General features: G+C 73.2%; 15 protein-coding genes. 6 read left to right on the top strand and 9 right to left on the bottom strand.

The window, feature by feature from the left end; all coding sequences use genetic code 11:
• Positions 1-67: 67 nt before the first annotated feature.
• The gene (locus K7C98_RS26130; protein ID WP_224194494.1) at positions 68-4,486 is read left to right on the top strand and encodes a protein kinase domain-containing protein; all 4,419 of its coding nucleotides are present in this window, start codon (positions 68-70) and stop codon (positions 4,484-4,486) included.
• A 63-nt stretch (positions 4,487-4,549) separates the two neighbouring features.
• On the opposite strand, the gene K7C98_RS26125 is transcribed toward K7C98_RS26130, so the two are convergent.
• Positions 4,550-5,848: an STAS domain-containing protein gene (locus K7C98_RS26125; protein WP_224194493.1), complete on the bottom strand. Its 1,299-nt coding sequence runs from the start codon at positions 5,846-5,848 to the stop codon at positions 4,550-4,552.
• 365 nt (positions 5,849-6,213) lie between these two features.
• Entirely contained in the window at positions 6,214-7,065 is an 852-nt protein-coding gene (locus K7C98_RS26120; protein ID WP_224194492.1) for an MBL fold metallo-hydrolase, read from the bottom strand.
• 427 nt (positions 7,066-7,492) lie between these two features.
• Here K7C98_RS26120 and K7C98_RS26115 point away from each other — a divergent pair, with 427 nt between their 5' ends.
• Positions 7,493-8,566 carry an ADP-ribosylglycohydrolase family protein gene (locus tag K7C98_RS26115; protein ID WP_224194491.1) on the top strand — a complete coding sequence of 358 codons (1,074 nt, stop codon included), beginning with the start codon at positions 7,493-7,495 and terminating at the stop codon, positions 8,564-8,566.
• Between the two features lie 134 nt (positions 8,567-8,700).
• Here the strand turns inward: K7C98_RS26115 and K7C98_RS26110 are convergent, their stop codons facing one another.
• The 4 genes from K7C98_RS26110 to K7C98_RS26095 all read right to left on the bottom strand — a co-directional run bounded on the left by K7C98_RS26110 (position 8,701) and on the right by K7C98_RS26095 (position 15,378).
• On the bottom strand, positions 8,701-10,077 hold the full coding sequence (locus K7C98_RS26110; RefSeq protein ID WP_224194490.1) for a sensor histidine kinase: 1,377 nt from the start codon (positions 10,075-10,077) through the stop codon (positions 8,701-8,703).
• Positions 10,074-10,739, bottom strand: coding sequence for a response regulator transcription factor (locus K7C98_RS26105; RefSeq protein ID WP_224194489.1), 666 nt, complete (start codon positions 10,737-10,739; stop codon positions 10,074-10,076). The genes K7C98_RS26110 and K7C98_RS26105 overlap by 4 nt, the downstream gene beginning before the upstream one ends.
• 38 nt (positions 10,740-10,777) lie before the next feature.
• Positions 10,778-13,870 (bottom strand): efflux RND transporter permease subunit, encoded by a 3,093-nt coding sequence (locus K7C98_RS26100; RefSeq protein WP_224194488.1) that lies wholly within the window; start codon positions 13,868-13,870, stop codon positions 10,778-10,780.
• A gap of 83 nt (positions 13,871-13,953) precedes the next feature.
• Positions 13,954-15,378: an HTTM domain-containing protein gene (locus tag K7C98_RS26095; RefSeq protein WP_224194487.1), complete on the bottom strand. Its 1,425-nt coding sequence runs from the start codon at positions 15,376-15,378 to the stop codon at positions 13,954-13,956.
• A 633-nt stretch (positions 15,379-16,011) separates the two neighbouring features.
• Between K7C98_RS26095 and K7C98_RS26090 the strand changes: the two genes are divergently transcribed.
• Positions 16,012-17,679 (top strand): hypothetical protein, encoded by a 1,668-nt coding sequence (locus tag K7C98_RS26090; protein WP_224194486.1) that lies wholly within the window; start codon positions 16,012-16,014, stop codon positions 17,677-17,679.
• Positions 17,680-17,767: 88 nt separating this feature from the next.
• Here the strand turns inward: K7C98_RS26090 and K7C98_RS26085 are convergent, their stop codons facing one another.
• Positions 17,768-18,394, bottom strand: a complete 627-nt coding sequence (locus K7C98_RS26085) for a hypothetical protein (RefSeq protein ID WP_224194485.1) — start codon at positions 18,392-18,394, stop codon at positions 17,768-17,770.
• A 214-nt stretch (positions 18,395-18,608) separates the two neighbouring features.
• Positions 18,609-20,051: a pyridoxal phosphate-dependent decarboxylase family protein gene (locus K7C98_RS26080; protein ID WP_224194484.1), complete on the bottom strand. Its 1,443-nt coding sequence runs from the start codon at positions 20,049-20,051 to the stop codon at positions 18,609-18,611.
• Positions 20,052-20,151: 100 nt separating this feature from the next.
• Here K7C98_RS26080 and K7C98_RS26075 point away from each other — a divergent pair, with 100 nt between their 5' ends.
• The 3 genes from K7C98_RS26075 (at position 20,152) to K7C98_RS26065 (ending at position 22,924) form a co-directional block, all read left to right on the top strand.
• Positions 20,152-20,493: a PepSY domain-containing protein gene (locus tag K7C98_RS26075; protein WP_224194483.1), complete on the top strand. Its 342-nt coding sequence runs from the start codon at positions 20,152-20,154 to the stop codon at positions 20,491-20,493.
• A gap of 50 nt (positions 20,494-20,543) precedes the next feature.
• Entirely contained in the window at positions 20,544-21,770 is a 1,227-nt protein-coding gene (locus K7C98_RS26070) for a hypothetical protein (protein WP_224194482.1), read from the top strand.
• Positions 21,771-21,835: 65 nt separating this feature from the next.
• Complete coding sequence (locus tag K7C98_RS26065) at positions 21,836-22,924, top strand: TauD/TfdA family dioxygenase (protein WP_224194481.1); 1,089 nt, start codon at positions 21,836-21,838, stop codon at positions 22,922-22,924.
• Here K7C98_RS26065 and K7C98_RS26060 read toward each other — a convergent pair.
• On the bottom strand, positions 22,900-24,363 hold the full coding sequence (locus K7C98_RS26060; RefSeq protein ID WP_224194480.1) for a pyridoxal phosphate-dependent decarboxylase family protein: 1,464 nt from the start codon (positions 24,361-24,363) through the stop codon (positions 22,900-22,902). The two genes, K7C98_RS26065 and K7C98_RS26060, sit on opposite strands and share 25 nt — an antisense overlap.
• Positions 24,364-24,365 lie beyond the last annotated feature (2 nt).

Below are 24,365 nucleotides of genomic sequence, written 5' to 3'. Positions count from 1 at the left end.
GCCCGAGCGGCGCCCGAGGTGATCGTTCGACCTCCTGCGGGTCGCGGTCGGTTGGCATACTCGCCCCGTGGTCGAGCGTGCGCGAGACACCGCCGAGGTCGAGCGGGACTCGGAAGATCCGTCGCGGATCAGCCACGCCGACACGCTCAGCAGCGCCGGCGCGCGCAAGGCCGACGCGCAGCCGACGGCCGACGACCTGCCCGCCGACGTCCGGCTCGGCCGCTTCACCCTGCTGCGCGTGCTCGGCCGCGGCGGCATGGGCGTGGTCTACACCGCCTACGACGAGCTGCTCGACCGCATCGTCGCCATCAAGATGGTCCGCAGCGACCGCGACGATCAGCACCTTCTGGCCCGGGTGCTGCGCGAGGCCAAGGCGCTGGCCAAGCTGTCGCACCCCAACGTGGTCCAGATCCACGACGTCAGCGAGAGCGACGGCCAGGTGTTCATCGCCATGGAGTACGTCGACGGGCCGACGCTGCGCGCGTGGGTCCAGGAGCGGCGCGAGGCCGGGGCGGGCTGCCGCGAGTTGATGTCGACGCTGATCGAGGCCGGCCGCGGCCTGGCGGCGGCCCACGCGGCGGGGCTGGTGCACCGCGACTTCAAGCCCGACAACGTGCTGGTCGGCGCCGACGGGCGCGCGCGGGTCCTCGACTTCGGCCTGGTCGCCGCCCGCGGCGAGCCGCCGCGGCGGCGGCCCGGCTCGCCGCTCGACAGCGCCGAGATGCTGACCCGCACCGGGGCGATCCTCGGCACGCCGGCGTACATGTCGCCCGAGCAGTGGCTGGGCCGCCCGGCCGACGCGCGCTCCGACCAGTACAGCTTCTGCGCGGCGGTCTACGAGGCGCTCCACGGGGTGCGGCCGTTCGCCGGCGGCAACGCGACCGAGGTGCTGTCCGCCATCTCGCAGGTGTCGCTCGAGTCGAGCGCGCGCGCGCTGGCGGTGCCGGCCCCGATCGCGGCGGCGCTGCGGCGTGGCCTGTCCTTTCGGCCAGACGCGCGTTTCCCCGACATGACGGCGCTGCTGGCCGCGCTCGACCACGACCCGGGGGCGAGCCGGCGGCGGCGGCGGCGGATCGCCGGGGTCGCGCTGGTGACCGCGGTGCTCGTGATCGCGGCGGTGCTGCTCGCCCAGGGCCTGCAGCAGCGCTGGCGTCGCGACCAGCGCGAGGACGACGCCGCGGCCGCGCTGGCGCAGCTCGAGGCGCGGATCGGCGAGAGCCGGGCCGGCGGCGACAGGATCGCGGCGGCGCGCATGTTCGCGGCGTTCCTCGACGAGCCGGCCTACAGGGACACCGCGGCGATCGCTCGCGCGTGGCTGGCCGAGGCGGGCCGCCGCAGCGAGGACGGCGATCGGCGCGCGGCGATCTCCGCGCTGGCGCGGGCGTTCACGCTGGCACATGACCCGAAGGACAGCAAGGAGGCGCTGCTCGGGCTGGTCGGGCTGTTCCGCGGCGAGCTCGAGTGGGACGGGCTGGCCCAGGTGCTGGCGCTGCTCGACCAGCGCCACCCCGAGGCGGCCGGCGACCTGACGCTGGCGTCGGTGCGCGGCGACGTCGCGCTCGCGCGCCATGACTTCGCCGGGGCGGCGGCGCGGCTGGCGGGGCCCAAGCGCGAGCTGGCGCGCGCGCTGAGTTCGGCGCGCCGGGCCGGGTTCACCGATGTCGGCCAGGTCTACGGGCGCGTCGGCGACGAGGTGTGGCTGCTGGCGCGCGGGGTCGGAGCGCCGGTGCTGCACGCGGCCAGGGCCGACGCCTCGCTGGCGCCGCTGTGGCGCCACGCGTTCCCGGCCGACACGGCGCGCGTCGAATTGGTGGACCCGCTCGGCGGGTACGTGGTCGCCCAGGAGGACACGCTCGCGCTGTACGGGCGGGCGGGCGGCGGCGGGCTCGAGCGGCTCTACACATGGCCCGAAGGACAGGTCTACGCCGCGGCCGCGGCCGACCTCGACGGCGACGGCGCGCGGGAGATGTACGTCGGGACAGGTTCTTCGTGCCAGATCACAAGGATCGAGCGCGACCCGCAGGGGTCGTTCGCGCGGCGCACGGTCTACGACGTCGGCGACAGCGTCGAGTCGGTGGTGCACAGCATGCTGGCGGTCGACCTCGACCGCGACGGCCGCGAGGAGCTGGTGGTCGCGTTCGCCGGCTGGCGGGCCTACGACGTCCGGGTCCTGCGCGCGGCGCCGGGCACGGGCAAGCTGGTGGCGGTGGCGCGCGACAAGATCGGCCAGGCGTTCGGGCTCGGGGCGGTGCGCGACGACAGGGGCCGGGTGCGGGTGGTCGCCGAGGTGTTCCACCGCGAGCCCAACCCGCTGGTGTTCGCGCCCGAGCAGCCGTTCGGCGCGCCGGCCGGGAACTACCTGCTGGCGCTGGACGGCGACCGCCTGGTCCGCCGCGCGCACGTGCCGTTCGTGAGCGACGACGCCGGGGCCAAGGCCGACGGGGTGCACTGGTACCCGCTGGTCGGCGACGCCGACGGCGACGGCCGCGGCGACTTCGTCAATCACTACTTCGAGCGCGGGGTATTCCACTCGGTGGTCCAGCTGCAGGACGAGCGCGGCGGGTTCGTGCCGGCGGTGCTCGACGGCATCCAGGTGCTGCGGCTGGTCCAGCTCGACGACGACCCGGCCGAAGAGCTGCTGGTCAACGTGTTCGACGCCGGCGGGGCGGCCGACCTGTGGCTGCTCGGGGCCGGCGAGGGCACGTTGCCGGTGCGTCCGCCTGTCCATGAGGACATGTCCGATCGGTCGATGGTGAGCGACGCGGCGCTCCGGCGGGCGTTCGCCGGCGCCGACGACCTGCGCCGGCTCGGGCTGTTCGCCGACGCGGCCGGGGCCTACGAGGAGCTGGCGCGGCGGGTGCCGCCGGGCGAGCTGCGCCGCGGGGTGCTGGTCGACGCGGCCGGCCTGCGCGAGCGCCTCGGCGACGACGCAGCCGCGCTGGCGCTGTACCGCGAGGCCGACGACGGGGCGCGCACGACGGCGGCGCTGCAGGGGGTGTTCCGCTCACACCTGCGGCTCGGCGAGTACGACCGGGCCCTGCGCGCGCTCGAGTTGCTGCGGACGCGGCCGGAGCTGGCGCCCGGCGAGGCGGCCGACCTGCTCGAGCAGCGCGACCGACTGGTCCGCGCGGTCGACGACCACCCGCCGATCGACGTCGGCTTCGACCGCCCGCTCGCGGCCGCGTGGACGATCCTCGACCCGCTGGCGCTGCGCCGGCGGCCGCTCGCGCAGACGCTCGAGGTCCGCACCACCAGCCCGGGGCCGCTGGCCGAGCTGCCGCTCGAGTGGGACGGCGAGACGATCGACGTCAGCGTCGACCTCACCGTCGAACACACCGAGTGGAGCTCGCAGCTCCTGCTCGACCTGGTGCCCGAGGCCGAGCCCGAGCGGCCGGTGCTGCGCCTCGGGGTGATGACCCACGGGACCAGCCGCGGCGGCCAGCCGACGCTGCGCGAGTACCAGTGCCACGCCGGTCGGCGGGTGTTCTACGTCAACCACGTGCCGGCGCTGCTGCCGGCGGACCCGTCGACGCGCTCGCGGTTGCGGCTGCGGATGTTCGCGGTGGCGCCGCTCGACGAGCTCGGCTGCGCGCTGACGGACCTCGACCGCGAGGAGTCGCGGATCCAGCGCGACCGCCTGCCGGCGCGCATCGGCCCGCCGGGGCGCTACAGGCTGGTGCTGCGGGCCGCGGGCGACGTGCCGGCGTGGTTGTCGGCGCAGATCCACCGCGTGGCGGTGCGCGGGGCCAGGCCGGTCGATCCGCCGGCCGTCGATCCGCGGCGCGCGGCGCTGGTGAACGCGGCGGTCGAGGGCGAGGCGGTGGCGACCCTGGCGGCGCTGGCCGAGGTCGGGCCGGCGGACGCGCGCGAGCAGGCGCTGCAGGCCCTGCTGCTGGTCCAGACCGGGCGCGCGGCCGAGGCGGCGCCGATCTGGCAGGCGCTGCTGGCGAGCGAGGACGCGACAGCCCGCGGGGCGCTGCACACGCTGCTGCGCGGGCACCACGCGGATGTCGGACCTGTCCTTCGGGCCATCTCGGAGCCGCGCTACCTCGACCTGCTGGCGGAGGCGTGGCGCAACACCGGGGCCAATCACCTCGACGACCCGCGGGTGGCACCTGTCTTTCTGGACATCCTGTCGGGGCTGGCGCCCGAGCGCCTGACCGGCCCCGGGAGCAGCGCGGCGGAGCTGCTGCGCGCGGCCGACCTGCTGACCTGGCGCGCCCGCCTGCTGCAGCGCGCCCGCAAGCCCGCGGCGGCCCGCGAAGACTTCGCCCGCGCGCTCGAGCTGTGCCGCCGCGCCGACCAGGCGGTGTCGCTGCGCGCGAGCCTGCTGCTGCTCGAGCTGGCGTCGCTGGCGGCGGCGGACGGCGACCGCACCACCGCCAGCGCCCACGTCGAGGCGGCCCGCGCGGCGTCGACGATGCCGCTGCTGGTCGACGACATCGTCCGCGCGCGCGCCGAGCTGGCCGGGCTCACGGGGGCGTGAGCGCCATTCGGCTGTCTCGGAGGACACGTCTTATGATGTCCCCGAGGACATGTCGCCTCGCGCTCAGCGGCGCGCGGTGCGGGTGGCGTAGAGGATCGCGTCCTGCAGGGTCGAGAGCGTGACGAGGCTCTTGAGGTCGACGTCGAGGCCGACGAGGGCGCGGGCGACGTCGGGGCGGATGCCGGTGAGGACCGGCTCGACGCCGAGCAGGCGCACGGCGGCGGCGGCCCGCAGCAATGAGGCGGCGACGGCGGTGTCGGCGTGCGGGACGCCGGTGACGTCGAGGATGGCCACCCGGGCCTTGCGGGCGGCGCAGCCGGTCAGCAGCGTCTCGACGACCTGGTCGGCGCGCTCGCGGTCGAGCGTGCCGACGAGCGGCATGGCGACGATCTCGTCGCTCAGCGGGATCAGCGGGGTCGAGCGCTCGGCCAGCGCCTGGGCCTGGGCCTTGATCAGCTCGTCGCGGTACTCCGCGCGCTCGGCCTCCAGGCGGTTGCGCTCGGTGAAGTCGATGATGACGGCGACGGCGGCGAACATGGTGCCCTGGCGGTCGCGGATCGGCGCGGCGGTGACCTCGATGGTGACGCGCTTGCCGTCGGGGTGGAGGATCCCGAACATCTTGGTGTGCCGCTCGCCGGTGATGAGCGTGCGGACCAGCGGCAGCTCGTCGTTCGGCAGCAGCTCGTCGCTGTCGAGGCGGACGCACTGGTAGTCCTCGGAGTAGGTCTCCTGGCGGGCGTTGGGGTCGACCCCGCGGCCGAGCAGCTCGACGCCGACGCGGTTGACGAGCGTCGGCGTGCCGGTCCCGGCCTCGGCGAGGAAGATCCCGATCGGCAGGCAATCGATCACGGCCTCCAGCGTCGCCTGCTGGCGGTCGGCGTTGCGCAGCGCCTCGCGCTGGCGCAGCACGACGCGGCGCGCGGTGAGGAAGGCCGCGAGCCCGTCGGCGACCACCGTGAGCGCCTCCCGCTGGCCCGCGGAGAGCTCGGTCGCGTCGGCGAATTCGAGGCGGAGCGCGCCGAACACCAGCTCGTCGGCGTCGCAGCGCAGCGGCACGATCGCGTGCCGCCCGAGATAGACGGCGCCCTGACGCCATGTCCCTTCGGACAGGTCGAGCGCCGCCGCCGAGGCCGGGCCGGCGGCGTCCTCGGAGCGCCACGCGGCCAGCTGCTCGTGCGCCGAGCCGTCGACGCCGAGCAGCTCGGCGTGGCGGACGTTCAGGGCGCGCAGGCACGGAGCGCATGCCTCGAGGTGTTCGACCTCGCTGCGAGCCCGGGCGAGGCCTGCGAACACCTGCGCCAGAGCGCCCTGCAGGGCGACGAATACAGAATCGGGCTCGTTTCGGAGGTCCTGCGACGTCATCGGGGGAGAGGGGCCCCAGGGTCCCACGAATCGCGGCGACGGGCGCAAGGAATTGAACGGCGGTCGAACGGCGGTTGCCCCGCGCTCGCTCGAGATCGCACTGGCGCGCGCGTGGGAGCGACAGACACATGGGATGATTCACGGCAGCGCCGGCTCGACCGCGAGTGACGCGTGGTTGCAACGTGTTTCATTGGCGGCACGCGCGAGGGGCGGTCGATCGATCATCGCGTCCGCGAATGATGCTCGCGGAAGACGTCGGGCATGGTCGGTGAGAGGGCGGAGGTCGACCACCTCGAGCGCGAGCGCAAGGCGGATCGAGGACGTCGAGGCCGCGAATCGCGATGACCGCCGAGGGTCCTCCGCGATCAGGGCGCGTCGACGGGCAGGCTGCGGTTGGGCGCGAGGATCGAGCGGACGAAGCCGGCGCGCGAGATCTCGCCGCCCGAGCCGAGGTCGGCGAGGTCGGGGCCGAGGTCGGCGTAGAGCGCCGCGGCGAGCGTGCGAGGGTCGCGGGTGCCGCGGCGCTCGGCCTCGACGCGGACGCGCTCGGCCTCGCGGTCGATCCAGTCGGCCATGTCCGAAAGGACACGTGCGCCGTCGGGCTTGACCCGGCCGTGCGTCGGCAGGACCACCAGCCCAGGGTCGCGGGCGGCGACGCGGCGCAGCGAGGCGACCATGTCGTCGGCGGCGGACTCGAACCAGCCCTCGAGCGGGCGCGAGGTGTAGAGGTCGGCGGTGAGGGCATAGGCGACGCCGCCGTCGCGGGCGACGAAGGTGATGTGATGCGGCGTGTGCCCCGGCGTGAGGACGGCCTCGAGGGCGACCCGGCTGTCCTCGAAGACAGCTCCGGGGTCGTAGGGCTCGACGGGGCCGCTCGGCTCGGGGTGACCCCAGAACAGCGCGCGGTAGTCGGGGATCCGCTCGGTGGTGGTGATGATCGGGAGGTGCTCGCGCGGGACGAACACGGGCAGGTCGCCGAAGGCGCGGCGGATGGCGGCGATGTTGCCGACGTGATCCTCGTGCTGGTGGGTGCAGATGATCCGCCGCGGCGGGCGCTCGCGCAGGACGGCCAGCAGCTCCGCGCTGGCGACGGTGCCGCCGGCGTCGATCAAGGTGTCGCCGAGGCGGTAGACGGAGTGCTGGCTGCGCCCGGTCGGGGTGTCGAAGGCGAACGAGAGCCGCTCGAAGGGTCCGTGACGGGTGCGCTCGACCTGCACGCGCCTGGCGTTCTAACACGGGGGCCCGGGCTGCCGCGCGGGCGCGGGCGCGACGACGGTCACGCGGAGGATCGCAGGGTGATCGCGGCGGCGGTGCGATGAACACGCGTGAGGAGCGAGCTCGGGGCCGAGACGAGGCGGAGGTCGTGGCGCGCGGCGACAAGGTTGCACGCAGCGGCGAGCGACGCGGACGAACTGTCAGGCGTCGGGCCGGACGAAATGTCAGCGGGCCAAACGCGGCGCGCCGGCCGGACGATCGCGGTGCGAGGCCGGAGGCCGGGTGAGAGCAGGCGACGGCGATCCGCGCGTGGCGGCGACACGTTGTCACCGCACCGCGCAGGCCCGCGAGGCGCGGCGACGGAATGTCGCCGGTCGAGCGCGCGAGGGGCTGGCCCGTGAATTGCTGTGAGGCGCTCCGGAGGTGCACATGGAGTTGAGAGACGCGATCGTCGGCTGCCTGCTCGGGGGCGCGGTGGGAGACGCGATCGGGCTGCCGTGGGAGGGGCTGTCGCGCGGGCGCATCGCCGCGGCGCTCGGGGCGGCGCCGCTGCAGCACGCGCTGATCGGGGCGCGCGGGATGATCAGCGACGACACCGAGCACGCGTGCATGACCGGGCAGGCGCTGCTGGCCGCGCCGGGCGACTCGCGGGCGTTCGCCCGCTCGCTGGCCTGGCGGCTGCGCGGCTGGCTGCTCGGGATGCCGGTGAGCGTCGGCTGGGGCACGCTGCGGGCGCTGGTGCGGCTGTGGCTGGGGTGGTCGCCGGAGCGCAGCGGGGTCGACTCGGCCGGCAACGGACCGGCCATGCGCGCGGCGATCCTCGGCGCGTGCGTGGGCGCGGACCCGGTGCGCCTCGAGGCGTTCGTGATCCGCTCGACGCGGATGACCCACACCGACCCACGGGCGCTGGCGGGCGCGCTGGCGATCGCGCGCGCGGCGGCGGCGATCGTGTATCGCGGCGGGGCCGGCGACCCGGCGGCGCTGCTCGCGGAGCTGGCGCGCTCGACCGACGACGCGGAGCTGGCGAAGGCGCTGGCGCTGGCTCAGGCGCACCTGCAGCGCGGGGACCCGGCGGAGGCGTTCGCCTGCGCTTTGGGACAGGTGAAAGGGGTGTCGGGCTACGTGCACCACACCGTGCCGGTGGCGCTCTATTGCTGGGCGAGCGCGCCGCGGGACGTCGGCGCGGCGGTCGAGCTGGCGGTGCGCCTCGGCGGCGATACGGACACGGTGGCGGCGATCGTCGGCGGGCTGGCGGGGGCGGCCGGGGGGACGCCGGCGATCCCTCCGACATGGTTGAGCGGGATGCAGGAGGCGCCGCGCTCGGTCGCGTGGATCACGGAGCTGGGCGAACGCCTGGCGCGCTGCTTCGGCCAGAGCCCTGCCCGCAGCGACGAGGGGCCGCTGGCGATCTCGTGGCCGCGGCTGTTCCTGCGCAACCTGAAGTTCGCGGCGATCGTGCTGGCCCACGGGTTCGCGCGGCTGCTGCGGGTCCGCGGCGCATGAGGCGCTCACGAGCGACGGACTCGTCGCTCCGCTCGCGCGGGCCGACAGGCGGTCGCGGCGGCTCGGCGCGCGTGACCGCGAGGGCATGTCCGAACGGGCATGCTCTTGCGGACATGCCCTTCAGGGCATGCTCATCAGGACATGTCCTGGGGCGCGCGCTGGAGGGTGACCGAGAACACCGCGCCGGGGCCCTCTTCGGCGGCGACGACGACCTGGCCGCCGTAGGCGTGGGCGATCTCGCGGGCGATGGTGAGGCCGAGGCCGGTGCCGCCGTCGTTGGCGCCGCGCTCGCGGGTGCCGCGGAAGAAGGCCTCGAAGATCTGCTCGCGCTCACCGGGCGGGACGCCGGGGCCCTCGTCGCGCACGCTCAGCTCGACGTGGGTGGGGCCGGGGCGGCTGTGGACGCGGACGACGCCGCCGGGGGGCGTGTGGCGGACGGCGTTCTCGAGCAGGTTGCGGATCAGCCGCACGAGGTCGCCGGCGCGGCCGGCGACGCGCGCGCCGGGGCCGTCCCACTCGATGGTGATGCCCTTGGCGTCGCTCTCGTGGCGGACGAGCGCGATCGCCTCGCGCCCGAGCTCGACGATGTCGCCGGGCTCGCCGGGCTCGTCGCCGATGGCGCCCATGCGGGCCACGGCGAGCAGGTCCTCCGTGAGGCGGCGCAGGCGCGAGGTGCTCTCGAGCGCCTCGCGGATGGCCCGCTCGTACTCGCTGGCGTCGCGCGAGCGGCGGAGCGCGTGCGAGAGCTCGCCGTAGAGGGTCGTCAGCGGCGAGCGCAGCTCGTGGGCGGCGTTGGCGACGAAGCGCTTCTGCAGGCCGAGCAGGAGGCCGAGGCGCTCGATCATCGCGTCGATGTCGCGGGCGAGCTGGACGATCTCGCGGTCGCCGTGGCGGAGGTCGATGCGCGCGTCGAGGTCGCCGGCGGCGACGCGGCGGGCGACCTCGGCGATCGTGCGGTGGTCGCGGGTGAGGCGGTGGACGACGGCGAGGGCGACGAGCACGGTCCACACGAGGGCGACGGCGAAGCCGGTGGCCATGGTGCGCGTGAGGAAGCGGGCGTCGCCGTCGAGGTCGGTGCGCGGGGCGGCGAGCAGCAACGAGGTGCCCGCGTGCGACGGCAGGGCGACGTGGACGGCGCGCAGGTGCTCGTGGGCCGACCACAGGTTGAAGCAATTGCCGTCGGCCGGCGGCAGCTCGGTCAGCGGCGGCGGGTCGCGCTGCCACGAGGGAGTCTGGGCGATGAGGCGCTCGCCGGGGCCGTAGATGACGGCGTACTTGGTGAGCGGGCCGATGTCGGCGGCGAACGGGCCGGGGCGGTTGGAGATGGCGAGCTCGTCGCCGCCGAGCTTGTCGGCCTCGGCGGCCTCCTCGCGGGCCTCGCGGACGAGGGCGAGGTCGAGCTGGTGCTCCTGGCTGGCGTTGACGGCGAGGGTGACCGCGATCGAGGCGGCGCCGAGAGTGACGAGGGTGATGGCCGAGGTCGCGACGACGTAGCGGACGCGGAGGCTCATGGCGAGTCGCGGCGGAGACGGTAGCCCTTGCCGCGCACGGTGTCGATCATCCACGCGTGGTCGCCGAGCTTGTCGCGCAGGCGGCTGATCTGGACGTCGATGAGGTTCGAGCCGGGGTCGAAGTGCGTGGCCCACACCTGGGCCAGCAGCTCGGAGCGGGCGACCACGCGGCCCTCCTGGCTCGCCAGACAGAGCAGCAGCGCGTACTCGCGGCCGGTCAGGTCGACCGGCTTGCCCTCGAGGGTGACGACGCGGCGCAGACGGTCGATCTCGAGGACGCCGACCACCAGCCGGCCGAAGCCCTGGGTCCGGCGCAGCAGCGCGCTGATGCGCGCCAGCAGCTCGTCGATCTCGAACGGCTTGACCATGTAGTCGTCGGCGCCGGCCTCGAGGCCGAGCACGCGCTCCGACACCTCGCCGCGCGCGGTCAACATGATGATCGGCGCGACCGAGCCGGCCCGCCGCAGCTCGCGGCAGACCGCGAGGCCGTCGATGTCCGGCAGCATCCAGTCGAGCAGGATGACGTCGTACTCGACCGAGCGAGCCTGGCGCACGGCGTCGAGACCGTGCGTGCACTGGTCGGTGACCCAGCCCTCCTCCGAGAGGACGCGAGCGATGAACAGCGCGACCTTGACGTCGTCCTCGACGATCAGCGCCTTCATTGGCCTGGGAGCATACACGCCGTTTTTGGACTCCGACATTACGAGTTCGTCATCTTTTCGCTGTCGCGGCGCTCGCGGCGGAGCACCAGCCGCAGCAGCGCGGGCAAGAGGAACAGGGTGAGGATCGTCGAGGCGCCGATGCCGAACACGACCGTGGTCGCGAGCGGCCTCTGCACTTCGGAGCCGGCGCCGGTGGCGAGAGCCATCGGCAAGAAGCCCAGCGCCGCGACCGCGCCGGTGGTGAGGACGGCCCGCATCGTGTGCGAGGAGCCCTTGAGCAGGGCCTCGTCGAAGGGGTGGCCCTCGTCGAGCGCCGTCCGCACCTCCGAGGCGAGGACGACGCCGTTGAGCACGGCGACGCCGGCGAGGGCGATGAAGCCGACGGCGGCGGGGATGCTGAAGGACATGTCCCGAAGGATGAGGCCGGCGAGGCCGCCGATCAGGGCGAACGGGACCAGCGCGAACACGGCGGCGGCGTAGCGCACGTCGCGGAAGTTCCAGAGCAGCATGCCGAAGATCAGGGTCAGGCAGATCGGCACGACCACCGCGAGGCGCTGGGCGGCGCGCTGGAAGTTCTCGAACTGGCCGCTCCAGGTGACCTTGTACGGCGGGGTCAGCGGCACGTTCTGCTCGACGGCGGCCATCGCGTCGGTCACCCACGAGACGAGGTCGCGGCCGCGCAGGTTGACCTCGACGCGGACGACGCGGACCCGGTTCTGCCGGCGGATCTGCGCCGGGCCCTCGGTCTCCTCGATCAGCGCGACCTCCGACAGCGGCACGCGGGAGCCGTCGACGGTCTCGACGAACAGGTCGCCGAGCGCCTCGGGCCGGGGCTCGCGCGGCGGGACCAGCAGGCGGGCGTCGAAGCGGCGCTGGCCCTCGTAGACGAGGCCGATCGGCAGGCCGACGCGGGCGGCCTCGACCGCGAGCAGGGCGTCCTCGAGGGCGACGCCGTAGCGGGCCAGGCGGGTGCGGTCGGGCTTGACGGTCAGCTCGGGCATGCCGAGCACCTGCTCGACGCGCAGGTCGCCGGTGCCCTCGACCGGGCGGACGGCGGCGGCGATCGAATCAGCGATCCTCTTGAGCTCGAGCAGGTCGGGGCCCAGCACCATGATCTGGATGTCGGCGCGCGAGCCGGAGATGATCTCGTTGTTGCGGTCCTCGATCGGCTGGGAGATCGAGACGAAGGTGCTCGGGACCTGCGACTCGATGGCGTTCTTGAACACGACGCTGAGGCCGTCGAGGTCGTGGGCGGTGACCCACTCCTCCTTCGGCTTCAGCGGGACGACGATGTCGGTCTTGTCCTTGCCGGCGGGGTCGATGGCGACCTCGGCGCGGCCGGTGAACGCGAGCGTGCCGTCGACCTCGGGGAACGCCAGCAGGATCTTCTGGACCTCGAGGTCGAGGCGCTTGGCCTCGGCGAGGTTGATCGACGGCGGCCGCCGCAAGCTGACGACCATGTCGCCCTCGTCGATGCGCGGGACGAAGTCGGCGCCCTTGCCGGCGAAGATCCCGCCGGCGATCACGAGCGCGGCGGCGGCCCCGGCGAGCAGCGGCCAGCGCATCATCAGCGCCCACGGCAGCGCGCGCTCGTAGGCGCGGGTGAGGACGCGCAGCCAGCCGCTGGTGCCGTGCTTGGCCGGCGGCACGAACAGGGCCAGCAGCGCCGGCAGGAACACCACCGAGTAGACCAGCGCGCCGAACAGGGCGAACGCCATGGTGGTGGCCATCGGCTTGAACAGCCGGCCCTCGACGCCCTCGAGGCTGAGCAGCGGGATGTACACCAGCATGATGATCGCCACCGCGAAGGCGACCGGGCGGACCACGCGCCCCAGCGATTCGGCGTAGGCGTGGGCGCGCTCGCGGGTGCTCAGCTGCTGGCCGGCGAAGGTGGCGATCAGCGCCTCGAGCAGGACGATCGGGCCGTCGACGAGGAAGCCGAAGTCGATCGCGCCGAGCGACATGAGGTCGCCGGCGACGCCGGCCCAGTGCATGCCGAACAGCGCGACCGACATCGAGGCCGGGATGCCGAGCACGCACACCAGCGCGCCGCGGACGCTGCCGAGCAGGACGATGAGCACGAGGAACACCACGGCGGCGCCCTCGAGGATGTTCTTCACCACCGTCGACAGGGTGCGCTCGACGAACTCGGCGCGGTCGTACACCGCCTCGATGACGACGCCGGCCGGCAGCTCGGACTGGACCTCGGCGACCCGGTCCTTGACGGCGTAGATGACGTCGCGGCTGTTCGAGCCGAGCAGCATCATGATGATGCCGGCGACCGCCTCGTCCTCGCCCATGTAAGTGACGACGCCGTGGCGCAGGGCTGCGCCGTCGCGCACGCTGGCGACGTGCTTGACGAGGATCGGCGTGCCGTCGGGCGCGACCTTGAGGACGACGCTCTCGAGGTCCTCGACGCCGGTGTAGGTGCCGACGGCGCGCAGGGTGAAGGACTCGGCGGTGCGGTCGATGTAGCCGCCGGACACGATCGCGCTGGCGGACGAGAGCGTCTCGCTGAGCTCGCGCAGGGTGAGGCCGTAGGCGGCGAGCCGGTCGGGCTGGACGATCACCTGGTACTGCTTGAGCTCGCCGCCCTGGGTGTTGACCTCGATGACGCCGGGCACGCCGCGCAGGCGCGGCACGATCTCCCAGTCGAGCAGCGTCCGCAGCTGCTTGCGCGAGTGCACCGGCGAGCGGACCACGAACTGATAGATCTCCCCGAGTCCGGTGCTGAGCGGCGCCAGCTGCGGCGTCGGCAGCCCCTCGGGCAGGTCGCCGCGGGCCTGCAGCATGCGCTCGAACACCAGCTGGCGCGCGAACCACGGGTCGGTGCCGTCGCGGAACACCACCGTGATCGCGCTGAGGTCGGCGCGAGAGACCGAGCGCAGCTCCTCGAGCCCGGGCACGCCGTTGAGCGCGTTCTCCATCGGGAACGTCACGTTGCGCTCGACCTCCGGCGCCGACAGGCCCGGCGCCTCGGTGAGCACGCTGACCTGGATCGTCGAGATGTCGGGGAGCGCGTCGATCGGCAGGCTGCGGGCCGCCAGGCCGCCGCCCACCAGGAGTGTGAGCAGGAGACCCAGCATCAACAGGCGGAGCTGGATCGATTGATGGATGAGCCAACCGAGCATCGTGGGGCACCGCGGACGGGGATGATCGTCCGCGTACCCCAGCGATTACCGGTAACGTCGTTTTCGGGTCAATGAACCGTGCATTACATCTCTGAAAGGCGCGCCGCGACCGCGGGGTCGAGCGGGGCTTCGGGCCGTATCCACGATGCCGGAAAGAGACTGCGTTCGACCTTCATGAGGTCGACCTCGGGGTCGATGAGGAGCTGCTTGGGGCGCCCGTTGACCGAGGTCCAGGCGTGGACGCGGATCTCGACGTCGGGGGTGCCCTCGGCCTCGAGCTGGGCGCCGATGTGATGCGCGAGTTCGAGGATCATCTCGGGTCGACCTGTCATCTCGGACAGCTGCCAGCGCTTGACCCGAGATCTCAGGTCGACCTTCCACGTCTCGCCGCTGGCGGGGTCGGTGGCGTAGAAGACGGCGGTGCCGGACTTGTCGCGCAGCTTCATGCGCCACGAGAACTTGTGGCCCTCCTCGGTCCACGCGACGTCGCCGGGGTACAGCCAGTGGCGCAGCGGGAACAGCAGCTGCCACGAGGTGTAGGCGGCGAGGAAGGCGAGCAGGTACTTCTGCTTGCGCGTCGGCCGGCTCGGCGGCGGCGGGCGCGGGGCCGCGGCGGCCGGCTCGGCCACGACCAGGCCGAGCGCGCGAGCGGTGTGGTCGCGGAGCCGCCGCGGCCAATCGGGCGGGAAGAACATCAGCGTCGCGGCGGCCATCACCCACGGGAAGATGCCGATGCTGAAGATGTTGCCGTTGATGAAGTGGAAGCCGAGCGCGGCGACGAACGCGAACGGGCGGGTGCGCCGCCACAGCATCGCCGGCACGATCAGCAGGTCGAACAGCAGGCCGCCGTAGCTGAAGAAGTAGACGACCCACTCCTCCGTCATCAGCGGGCCGAGCAGGGTGCCGTCGGCGCGCTTGGCCAGCCACATCCGCATCGGCTCGCCGTGCAGCCAGTCGTGGTTGATCTTGGCGAGCCCGCCGTAAAAGTAGGGGATCCCGATCTGCAGCCGGATCAGCCACAGCGCCCACGCCGGCACGGTGCGGCTGCGCAGCTTCGGCCGCAGCCACGCGTCGACCGAGAAGGCCCGGTGCGCCGGCACGAAGATCATGAGGAAGGCGATCAGGCACAGCAGGTAGATGTGGTTGAGGTAGCGCGCCTGCTCGAGCAGGAACATGTAGCTGAAGCCGGCGAAGAACACCGCGGCGGCGAGCCGGTAACACAGGCCGATCGTGACGCACAGCGCCGCCAGCCCGAGCACGCCGAAGTGCACGTACATCCAGTCGCCCGGCAGCGCCTTGACCCACTCGAACCCGTAGTAGGTGAAGTTGAACGCCGGGTCGATGTAGTAGCGGCCGATCCGCGGGATGTAGCGCCCGACCTCGACCATCATCAGCACGCCGAACGCGATGCGGAAGCAGACCAGCGAGGCGATGTCGACCGGCGCGAACAGCCGCGCCCACAGCGGCGTCCGCGGCGGGGCAGATTCGAGGTTTTGCCGTTCTTCCATGTCCGTTGCGATAGCGCCGGTTCGCAGCGTCGGATTGTTCGTTGGCCCACACGCTCGGCGGCCGCCGACATCGTCCATCAGGACATAGTTCTATCAGGCTTCACGGGCCCGCGGCGTAGCCTTGCAGCGGCGTCACGCTGTGCTCCCCGCGGGCACACGCGGCTCCCGGGGGATCCACGCGTGACGCTTTGCGAGTGCGCGGCGAGAATCATCGTTCGCATCGGCGCCGCAGGCGTCAATGTGGCGAGCGCCGGACGTGCTCCGCGGCACGTCGCGATCGCGGCGGCGAGCGCGGCACTGGAGTGATATGTCTTTTAAAACATGTCCCGCGATGACGGTCCGCCACGGCGGCCTCGGGCGGCCTCCGGTGTCGTGGTGAGAGCGCGCCCGCCGTGGCGCGCGCCGGTCCACCGGCGCGGATCGATCTCGAGCGGCGAGTCGCGGCGCCCTCGGCGCTGGAGTCCGTCGCGATCGTGAGGTCCTCGTCGTCGCCGATGCGACGCGGGCTCACCACGCGCGAGCGCTGGTCGACGTCGAGAGCTCGCTCGTGGCTCTCGTGTCCGCGCATGGGGTCGAGGGCCCGCAATCATTCGTACTCGACTTCGTCCGCGCGAATTCTCTACCGTCGAGCCCATGTCGATCGGCGCGGGGCGAAGGACGTGGGCAGCTCTCGGATTCTCATGGCTGGCGGCGTGCGGTGGCGTCGGCGGCAGCGACGACGCGGGGACGGTGTCGCCGTCGGCCGGCACGAGCGAGGCGACGACGAGCGGGGCCACGGGCGAGACCGACGCGAACCCGACCACCGGCGGCGTGACCGAGCCGGGGAGCACCGCCGGGACCGAGTCCACCGCGAGCGAGACCACCGCGACCGGGGCCCCGACGACGACCGCCGAGACGAGCGAGACCGGCGAGCCGGCGCCGATGCCGGTGGGGACGATCGCCGAGCTGCTCGTGCCGTTCGACACCAACCAGCAGGACGTCGTCGGCCCCGACAGCTGGGAGACGCAGTACGGCAAGACGCCCGAGATCGTCGCCGTGCCGCAGGGCGCCGCCATCGACCTCCTGGTCCAGGACTACAGCCAGGGGCCGAACGGCCGCGCCTTTCTGCTGCACCTCGAGCCCGACGCGGACGACTACGTGATCACCGCCGCGCTCGAGCCGCCGCTGCTCGATCGCATCATGGGGCTCGCGCGCGACCCCGAGGGCGCGCTCTACGTCGCCAGCGGCGCCGAGGACGACGACATCACCCTCGAAGATCCGCAGCCCGGCGAGCATCGCGGCGACGTCGTCCGCGTGGTCAAGCAGACCTGGGACGGCACCGTGCAATTCGACAGCGACGTCGGCCTCGGGCGCGGGGCCCTCGATCCCGGCTCCGAGCCGATCGTCAATCCCATGGTCGCCGCGACCGCGCGGCTGGCCTGGGGCGCCGGCGCGCTGGCCCTGGTCCACGGCAACAACACCGACACCGACTGGAACATCATGGCGCGCCACCAGAAGGCGGTGACCACCCACCTCGACGCGACGTCCGGGGCCGTCACCCGCACCTCGTCGATCTGGGTCAGTCACTCCTTCGATCAGCGGCTCTTCCACGACGGCGACGGCTTCATCGAGCTCCACCTCGGCGACGCCTATCCCCGCGACGTCAGCTTCGCGCGCGTCGAACCCGACAGCGGCGCGTACTCTTTGCTGGCGATCAAGGGCGACACCGGCAACAACAACACCTTCTCGCGCCTCGGCGACGCCGCCCCGATCACGGGCGACCCGACCTACGGCTACCTGGCGCTGTTCGCCACCGAGGCGACGCCGGGCACCGGCGCGCTGGTCTCGGGCGCACGCGAGCTGGCGGTCGTGCGCGTGCGCCGAGAATTCGCGAGCGAGCCGGCAGACAGCGGGATGCACCTCGACCCGGGGCTGCCGGACACGCTCGACGTGACGTCGGGCGGGCAGCCGCGGCAAAATCGGCTGCGCTGGCTCACCCACTATCAAACGGAGAGCGGCGGCCAGTCGCACGCCGAGCGCCCCAAGCTCGTGCCGCTCGGCGACGACACGTACGTGGTGCTGTGGGAGCGCTGGGACGGCGCCGCGCCGGCGTTCGCCGGGACGTGGGGGATGGTGATCGACGCCGGCGGCGAGGCGCTGGTGCCCGCGGCGTGGCTCTCCGACGCCCACCTGCCCCGCGGCGACGACGCCTTCCCGCTCGCCGGCGCGGCCGCGTGGATCACCGGCGACGCGGCCGCGCGCCAGCTCGACATCCACATCGTCGACGCGACGCTGAGCTACCGCCACGTCGTCGTCGAGTGATGGGTGTCCGCCTGTTCCGTCTTTAAGACATGTTCTTGGCGCAATGTCGCCAAGGACATGTCGAACAGGACATGTTCTGAGGAGCGTGTTACCCGCAGGCGTCGTGCCGGCCGTCGATGCCGAGCAGGTACCAGCGGCCGTCGACGCGCCCGAACTCGACGACCGCGTCCATCTCGTCGAGGACGACGTGGTGGCTGGCGGCGGCCCGCAGGCGCTGCAGCCGGGCCCAGCGGGCCGGGACGAACAGCGGGCGCGTGCCCGACGCTCGCAGCTGCGCGGGCGTCTGCAGCAGCCACGGTGGCGGCATTGGTTCGTCCAGCGGGGTCTCGCGGCCGCCCATGTGGATGTCGAGCACCTCGTCGAGCGCGTCGCTCGGGCCGATGTTCAGCCGCGCCGAGCCGTCATCGCAGTTGGCGGGGTCGGGAGGCCGATAATTCTTGGTCCAGTTCGGCGCATCGGCGAGCGCCGCGAGGATCGCGGCCGAGTCGAACTGCGACTCGAGCTGCCAGCCGCGCTCTCGCTTCGGCCAGGCGTCGCGCAGGACGAGATACGGCACCGCACCCGCCATGTTGTGGATCAGCCAGACGCCGAGCTCGGGGTGGAGCAGCGCCTGGATGTCGCCGTCGACGGCGCTCACGAGCGCAGCCAGCGTCTCGGGATTCAACTCGGGCGCGAGCTCGGGGCGAACCGGCGCGGGCGCGGGTTCGACGGGCACGGGCGGGACGGGAGCCGACGGGTCGGGTTCGACGGGCGCAGGCGGAGCGGCGCGGACGGGTTCGACGGGGGCGAGCGAGGAGGACGGTGTGGCCGGTTCAACCGCCGCCGCGGGTGTGGGGCTCGGCCCGGGCTTCGATGACTCGGGGCACGCCGCGACCACGGCGAACGCGAGGCCGAAGCAGCACGAGCGGGAGGGACGGTTCATGGTGCACTCAGGCGAGCGCCTCGCGGCCGCAGGCGTCGAGGATGTCGAGGGTCGCGTCGATGTCCTCGCGCCGCGTGGCGGGGTTGATGAACAGCAGGCGGAAGCAATTGGGCCCGCCGTCGATCGGCTGGAAGCCGAGCATGGCGGCGCCGCCGCGCAGCATGGCGGCCTTGATCCGCGGGGCGAGGGCGTGGAGCGCGGCGTCGACCTCGGGGGTGCGGGCGGCGAGCGGGCGCAGGTCCGGGGGGATCCACCAGAAGCACACGTTGACCCACGAGGGCGGCGCGGCGAGCACGAACCGCGGGTCGCCGGCGATCCGCGCGGCGGCGTGCTCGGCGAGGGCGACGGCGTGGTCGATGCGGGCGGCGAAGCCGGCCTCGCCGCGGGCCTTCCAGGTCAGCCAGGCCTTGAGCGCGTCGACCCGGCGCGCGCACTGGAAGGTGAGGTCGCCGCTGTCGTACTCGGCGTGCGGCTTGTCGGGCTGGAACAGATAGTCCGCGCCGGCGGCGAAGGCGGCGCGCAGGGCACCTGTCTTTCGGACCAGGAAGGCGGCGCACTGCTGGGTGACGCCGAGCATCTTGTGGAGGTTCCACGCCAGCGAGTCGGCCCGGGCGACGCCGTCCATGCGGCGGGCCTGGGCGGCGGAGAACAGCGCCGAGGCGCCGAAGCTGCCGTCGACGTGCAGCCACAGGCCGTGGCGCTCGGCGAGGTCGGCGAGCGCGGGCAACGGGTCGAAGCCGCCGAGCACGGTGGTGCCGGCGGTGGCGTTGACGAAGAACGGCCGCTCGCCGCGCGCCAGGCTGGCGTCGACCGCCGCGGCGAGGGCCTCGGGGCGCATCCGGCCGCGCTCGTCGCAGGCGACCTCGACCAGCGCGCGCCGCCCGAGGCCGAGCAGCACGACGGCTTTCTTCAGCGAATAGTGGGCGTGCGTCGAGGTGAAGGCGACCAGCGGCGCGCCGTCGTGGCCGCGCTCGCGCGCCTCGGGGTCGACGCGCAGGCGCGCGAGCTGCAGGGCGTAGAGGTTGGAGAACGAGCCGCCCGGCACGAACAGGCCCTCGTGCGCGGTCCAGCCGGCCAGCGCGGCCAGGCGCGCGAGCACGGCCCGCTCCATCAGGGTGAACACCGGCGCGGCCTCGTAGGTGGCCATGGTGGTGTTGAGCGCGGCGCCGAGGAAGTCGCCGATCACGGCGATCGGGTCGGCGCCGGCGAAGTTCTGGTTGAAGAAGCGCGGGTGCAGCGTGCGCACCGAGCGGGCGATCGTCGCCTCGACGGCCCGCGTCAAGGCGGCGAGGTCGAGCGACTCGCCTGGCCCGAGAGACAGGGGCACGCCGAGCCCGGCGAAGGCGGCTTCGTGGACGTCGGGCCCGGCCAGGTCGGCGATCCGCGCGTGGCGCTCGTCGGCGCCGCGCAGGAGGTCGAGGATCGGCCGGACGAGCTCGTCGAGGTCCACGCGGGGCACTTTTGCGGGGCGGGGCGGCGCGGTCAAGCGCGCCCCGGCCTTCATGAAGGCTTAACAGGCGCGTAGGAGCGGCGAGCGGCATGCTGCGGGCATGCACGTCGTTCTGATGTCTCTCTTCCTGTCGCTCGCGCCGACCGCGTGCCGGGCTGCGTCTGCCCCCAACTCCGTCGACGCCGCGACCTCGGCGCCCGCCGCCGCCCCGTCGCGCGACCGGGCGGCGAAGCCGAAGCTCAGCCTCGAGGAGGCGCGCACGGCGGCGCTGAAGCAGGTGCCGGGGACGGTGATCAGCGCCGAGCTCGAGCGCGAGCACGGCCGATGGATCTACAGCGTCGAGATCCAGCCCACCGACCGCCAGCAGCCGCGCAAGGAGGTGGAGATCGACGGCGACGACGGCTCGGTGATCGCGGTCGAGGACGAGGACGCGGACGATTGAGCCCCGGCTCGCATCGTGCGAATCACTCCGCGGAGTGATAGTCTGCGGAGATGGTGCGTAATCCCTGGCTTGTGATGGCGATGCTGCTCGGAGGCTGCAGCCCCGAGCCCGCGAAAGGCACGGACAGCGGGCAGACGAGCAGTGACGCGAGCAGTGACGCGAGCAGCACGGCGCCGACGTCCGGCGGCACGCCCGACCTGCCGGAGAGTCACTGCGGCGACGGCGTCGTCGATCCCGGCGAGGCCTGCGACGACGCCAGCCCCGGGTGTGACGCGTGCACCGAGGCGTGCACGCTGGCCGTCGATCCGGAGCTCGAGTGGAGCGTGTCGCTCGCGCCGATCGTCGCGGTCCGGGGCTTCGACCTGACGCAGCAGCAGCGCGCATGGGTGGTGGGGACGACGAGCGACGAGGCGATCGTGCTGCAGCGGATCGAGGTCGACGGCTCGACGGCGAGCTTCGACCTCACCGCGCTCGCGGGCTTCGCGGAGATCGGTGCGTTCCACGTCAACGGCGTCACGGGCGAGGCCGGCGTGCTCGGGCTGCTGCCGGACATGACGCAGAAGGTCGTGCGCGCGGGCGCCGACGGGCCGATCGGCGAGCCGCTGGCGATCGCGAAGGGCGTCGCCACGGAGCTGATGGCGATCACCTCGGTCGGCGTCACGTTCGTCGCGGGCGTGGAGGGCGGGACCGCGACCACGCTGGCGTGGACGGGGGAACCGCTGGCGACCTTCGCCAGCGCGACGGCAAGCTTCGTCGACGCCGTCGGCGACCGGCTGGTGATCGGCACCAACCTCGTCACGCTCGTCGATGTCGACGGCGCGAATCGAGTCGAGACGATGTGCTGGGGTGAGCGGCTGGCGACCAGCGGGACGCACGTGATGCGCGACGCCTCGGAGCTGTCGTGGGGCGACGCGGCGATGGAGAGCTGCGACCTGGCGACCGGCGAGCGCGTGTCGGAGATCATCGCCACCGGCGCCGGCGGATTCGAAGCGGGACCGGTCGCCGACGTCGTCGAGGCGGCGCCCAACGGCAACCCGCTCGGCGCGTGGTCGGTGTGTCACGGCGAGGGCAGCGTGATGGGTTGCGAGGTGCCGAGCACGGACGGCTTCGGTGGGCCCGGCGATCCGGAGGCGATCGAGATCGACGCGTGCGACCGGCCGGACACCGGCCGGCTCGGCAGCGACCGCGGGGTCTACATGATCCGCCTCGACCGCTCGACCTCGGCGCCGTCGCTGGTCCGAAGGGGCACGCTGCCCCTCGCCCCGCCGTGGGGCTGAAGCCCCGCAGCGCCGCGAATTCGAGGCTTGACGCCGTTATTCATTTTGCTGAAGATGGCTTCAGCATGGCAGAAGCACGCGGAGACGGGCTCGAGCTCCACGCCGACTGGCTGCGCGTGCCGCTGGCGGGCGGGCGCACGGCGGACTTTCACTACCGGTGGCTGCGCCACAACTGCGAGCGCGAGCGTCACCCGCACACGCGCGAGCGGACGCGCTGCTCGTCGGAGCTGGCCGACGACGTGCGCCCGCGGGCGGCGGCGCTCGCCGGCGACGCGCTGTTCGTGGTGTGGGAGCCCGACGGCCACGAGAGCCTGTACCCGCTGGCGTGGCTCGACGCGCACGCGTACGCGCGCGACCGCGTCGACGTGCCGCCGCCGACGTCGGACCTCGCGGCGCTCGAGATCTCCGCCGTCGACGTGCCGCTCGGCCGGCAGATCGCGCAGGCGCTGGCCCGGGTGCGCGAGCGCGGCGCGGCGGTCGTGCGACATGACCCTTCGGACAGGACGCCGCCGGAGGCGGCGACCGAGGCGATCGTCACCGCGTTCGAGGCGGCCGGGCTGCGCGCGGTGGCGACCCACTTCGGGCGCATCGAGGACCTGCGCACCGACAACACGACCAATCAGAACACCGACCAGCTCGGCTACACCGACGCGCCGATCCACCTGCACACCGACCAGCCGTTCCTCGACCGGCCGCCGCGCTACCAGGTGCTGCAGTGCATCCGCGCGGCCGACCAGGGCGGCGACAACCTGCTGGCCGACGCGCGCGCGGCGTTCCGCCACCTCGAGGCCCACGACGCCCGCGCCGCCGACCTGCTGGCGACCACGCCGGTGCGCTTCGATCGCCAGCAGCAGAACTTCGCCCGCGTGGTCGAGTCGCCGATCGTGGCCCGCCGCGGCGACGCCGACTTTCTGATCCGCTGCTCGTACTTCACGCTCGCGCCGCACCGCCTGCCGTTCGCGCAGCTGAGCGAGTTCTACCGCGCGCACGACCGCTTCATCCGCCTGGTCCGCGACCCGCGGCACCACGTGCTGGTCGGGCTGCAGCCGGGCGACTGGCTGGTCTACGACAACCACCGCACGCTGCACGCGCGGACCGGCTTCACCGGCCCGCGCTGGCTGCGTGGGATCTACTTCGATCCCGCGGAAACATGAGTGTACAGGTCGTTGACGAACGCGACGATCGCCGCCTCGCGGGCGGCCGGCGGCAGGGCGTCGAGCAGGCCGTTGATGGTGGCCATGCGCTCGGGCAGGCGGCCGCCCTGGACGCCGGCGAGCGCGAGCGCTTGCATGAATGCCTCCTGGGACATGTTCGAAAAGTCCAGCGAGGCGGCGGCCTGCAGCAACATGGCGAGGCCCTCGTCGGGCGGGGCGCTGCGGACCTCGGCGACGCTGGCGCGCAGGTCGGCGAGGAAGCGGTCCTTCACCGCGAGGTGGGCCGCGCTGATCGTGAGGTGGAGGTTGGCCGGCGAGCCGAAGCCGTGGAACTGCGGCTGGACCAGCCAGCCGCGGGCCTTCATCGCGTCGGACAGGGCGAACAGCGGGAAGCCCGGCTCGGCGCCCGTGAAGGCGACGAGGCTCATCTCCGGCTCGCCGAGCACGCGCAGGCCGTCGATCTCGCGCAGGGCCCCGACGATCGCGCGCGTGGCCTCGAGTGTCCTTCGGGCCAGGTCGAGGTAGCCCTGGTCGCCGACCGCCCGCAGCAGCGCCCACGCGGCCGCCAGCGGCCCGCCCGACTTGGTGCTCTGGACGGTCGGGTTGATCACCGTGTAGCCGGTCCAGCCGGCGCAGGCGTACATCTGGTGCCGGCGCAGCGCCCTGTCGCGGTAGACGATCACCGAGGCGCCCTTGGGGGCGTAGGCGTACTTGTGCAGATCCATCGACACCGAGGTGACGCCGGGGACCGACAGGTCGAACGCCGGCACGCGCGCGCCGAGGCGGCGGAAGTACGGCAGCAGGAACCCGCCGATGCAGCCGTCGACGTGGAACAGCACGTCGTGCTGCTGCGCGAGCTGGCCGAGCTCGGTGATCGGGTCGACCACGCCGTGGGCGTAGCTGGCGGCCGAGGCGGTGAGGAGGATCGTGTTGGGGGTGATCGCGTCGCGGACGGCGGAGACGTCGGCGCGGAAGCTGACCGGGTCGATCGCCGTGGGGACCAGCTTGACCCCGAGGTAATGCGAAGCCTTGTGGAGCGCCGCGTGGGCGGTGGCCGGCACGATCATCTCCGGCGCGGCGATCTCCGGCCGGTGCTCGCGGGCCCACTCTCGCGCGGTCTTGACCGCCAGCATCAGGCTCTCGGTGCCGCCGCTGGTGAACGAGCCGGCCGCCTCGGAGCCGCCGCCGAGGTGGTCGATGGCGAAGCCGACGACCTCGTTCTCGAGCCGCAGCAGGCTGGGGAAGGCGGTGGGGTCGAGGCCGTTGCTGGCGAGGAACATGCGGTACGCCTCGGCCGCGAGCTCGCTCGCCGCGCGCTCGCCCGAGTCGTAGACGTAGGCGAAGGCGTTCCCGCCTTCGGTGGGCAAATCACCCGCACGCAATTCGGCGAGGGCGGTGAAGATCTGGTCGCGGGTCCATCCGGTCTCGGGCAGCTTCATGG

The sequence above is a fragment of the Nannocystis pusilla genome, from assembly GCF_020073745.1.
In the GTDB taxonomy this organism is placed as follows: Bacteria; Myxococcota_A; Polyangia; order Nannocystales; family Nannocystaceae; genus Nannocystis; species Nannocystis radixulma.
This window is presented reverse-complemented; position numbering and strand designations above follow the sequence as displayed.